Below are 3,078 nucleotides of genomic sequence, written 5' to 3' on the forward strand. Positions count from 1 at the left end.
GCTTGACCGCATGCAATCGGGATGGATCTCGAAGAAACTGGTTTTAACGTCATCGATGTTGTTCCGCGCCGAGCGGGATGAGCATCGATAATGAGAGTGATCAAGTGATAGAAGGGCATTCGGTGGATGCCTTGGCGCTAAGAGGCGATGAAGGACGTGGTACGCTGCGAAAAGTTACGGGGAGCTGCGAACAAGCTTTGATCCGTAAATATCCGAATGGGGAAACCCACCTCGTAAGAGGTATCGTGCACTGAATACATAGGTGTACGAAGCGAACCCGGGGAACTGAAACATCTAAGTACCCGGAGGAAAGGACATCAACAGAGACTCCGCTAGTAGTGGCGAGCGAACGCGGATGAGGCCAGTGGTTCATGTGAGACAACCGGAAGGACTTGGAAAGGTCCGCCATAGTGGGTGATAGCCCCGTACGGGTAATGCGAACATGGATCCTTGAGTAAGGCGGGACACGTGAAATCCTGTCTGAACATGGGGGGACCACCCTCCAAGCCTAAGTACTCCTTAGCGACCGATAGCGAACAAGTACCGTGAGGGAAAGGTGAAAAGCACCCCGACAAGGGGAGTGAAACAGTTCCTGAAACCGGATGCCTACAAACAGTCGGAGCCCAAGGTTTGTCCTGGGTGACGGCGTACCTTTTGTATAATGGGTCAGCGACTTAATCTGACGAGCAAGCTTAAGCCGATAGGCGTAGGCGCAGCGAAAGCGAGTCTGAATAGGGCATTCAGTTCGTCGGATTAGACCCGAAACCGGGTGATCTAGCCATGAGCAGGTTGAAGGTGCGGTAACACGCACTGAAGGACCGAACCCACGTCTGTTGAAAAAGACGGGGATGACTTGTGGCTAGGGGTGAAAGGCCAATCAAACTCGGAAATAGCTGGTTCTCCGCGAAAACTATTTAGGTAGTGCGTCGGATGAATACCTTGGGGGGTAGAGCACTGGATGGGCTAGGGGGATTTACCGTCTTACCAAACCTAACCAAACTCCGAATACCCAAGAGTACTATCTGGCAGACAGACAGTGGGTGCTAACGTCCATTGTCGAAAGGGAAACAACCCTGACCGCCAGCTAAGGCCCCCAAATCATGGCTAAGTGTGAAAGGATGTGGGGATCCCAAAACAACCAGGATGTTGGCTTAGAAGCAGCCATCATTTAAAGAAAGCGTAACAGCTCACTGGTCTAAATAAGGGTTCCTGCGCCGACAATGTAACGGGGCTCAAGCCATGTGCCGAAGCTGCGGATGTGATCGCAAGATCACGTGGTAGCGGAGCGTTCCGTAAGCCTGTGAAGGGAGACTCGTGAGAGCTCCTGGAGGTATCGGAAGTGCGAATGCTGACATGAGTAACGACAAACAGTGTGAGAGACACTGTCGCCGAAAGTCCAAGGGTTCCTGCGTAAAGCTAATCTGCGCAGGGTTAGCCGGCTCCTAAGGCGAGGCCGAAAGGCGTAGTCGATGGGAATGGGGTGAATATTCCCCAGCCTGCGGGTAGTGACGAATGCCGTGTATTGTAGTGCCTTATTGGATTGGTGCTGCAGTGAAGGTGTTCCAGGAAATAGCTCCCGCTTATAGACCGTACCCTAAACCGACACAGGTGGACTGGTAGAGTATACCAAGGCGCTTGAGAGAATGGTGCTGAAGGAACTCGGCAAATTGCCTCCGTAACTTCGGGAGAAGGAGGCCCTCGTCTTGGGCAACCAGGGCGAGGGGGCACAGACTAGGGGGTAGCGACTGTTTACCTAAAACACAGGGCTCTGCGAAGCCGTAAGGCGACGTATAGGGTCTGACGCCTGCCCGGTGCCGGAAGGTTAAAAGGAGGGGTGCAAGCTCTGAATTGAAGCCCCGGTAAACGGCGGCCGTAACTATAACGGTCCTAAGGTAGCGAAATTCCTTGTCGGGTAAGTTCCGACCTGCACGAATGGCGTAACGACTTCCCCGCTGTCTCCAGCACCAACTCAGTGAAATTGAATTCCCCGTGAAGATGCGGGGTTCCCGCGGTCAGACGGAAAGACCCCATGAACCTTTACTATAGCTTTGCACTGGCATTCGTGTTCGCATGTGTAGGATAGGTGGTAGGCTTTGAAGCATGGGCGCTAGCTCGTGTGGAGCCATCCTTGAAATACCACCCTTGTGAATATGAATGTCTAACCGCGGTCCGTCATCCGGATCCGGGACCGTGCATGGTGGGTAGTTTGACTGGGGCGGTCGCCTCCCAAAGTGTAACGGAGGCGCGCGATGGTGGGCTCAGACCGGTCGGAAATCGGTCGTCGAGTGCAATGGCATAAGCCCGCCTGACTGCGAGACTGACAAGTCGAGCAGAGACGAAAGTCGGCCATAGTGATCCGGTGGTCCCACGTGGACGGGCCATCGCTCAACGGATAAAAGGTACTCTGGGGATAACAGGCTGATGATGCCCAAGAGTCCATATCGACGGCATCGTTTGGCACCTCGATGTCGACTCATCACATCCTGGGGCTGGAGAAGGTCCCAAGGGTTCGGCTGTTCGCCGATTAAAGTGGTACGTGAGTTGGGTTCAGAACGTCGTGAGACAGTTCGGTCCCTATCTGCCGTGGGTGTAGGAATATTGAGAGGATCTGTCCTTAGTACGAGAGGACCGGGATGGACGTACCTCTGGTGGACCTGTTGTGGCGCCAGCCGCATTGCAGGGTAGCTATGTACGGACGGGATAACCGCTGAAAGCATCTAAGCGGGAAACCCACCTCAAAACGAGTATTCCCTTGAGAGTCGTGGTAGACCACCACGTTGATAGGCCGGGTGTGGAAGTGCGGCAACGCATGTAGCTTACCGGTACTAATAACTCGATTGGCTTGATCATTCTCATTAATCCATGCTCATCCGCTTCCAGCGAGATGAACATCGCTGACGCAAAAACCAGTTTCTGTGCTTCGCCGGCCTGGTGGTCATGGCGAGGAGCCTGAACCCGATCCCATTCCGAACTCGGCCGTTAAACTCCTCCGCGCCAATGGTACTTTGTCTTAAGACACGGGAGAGTAGGTCGCTGCCAGGCCTGCAAAGCACAGAAAACAAACCTTCTTCGAAAAAC

2 rRNA genes are annotated in these 3,078 nt (G+C 53.8%); both read left to right on the forward strand.

The features are described 5' to 3' along the window. The first annotated feature begins 98 nt into the window (after positions 1-98). Positions 99-2,850, forward strand: a 23S ribosomal RNA gene (locus OSH12_RS26075). 77 nt (positions 2,851-2,927) lie between these two features. Then, positions 2,928-3,042: ribosomal RNA gene (rrf, locus tag OSH12_RS26080) — 5S ribosomal RNA — on the forward strand. Positions 3,043-3,078: the final 36 nt, after the last annotated feature.

It is taken from the genome of Kaistia terrae (assembly GCF_026344005.1).
Lineage (GTDB): Bacteria > Pseudomonadota > Alphaproteobacteria > Rhizobiales > Kaistiaceae > Kaistia > Kaistia terrae.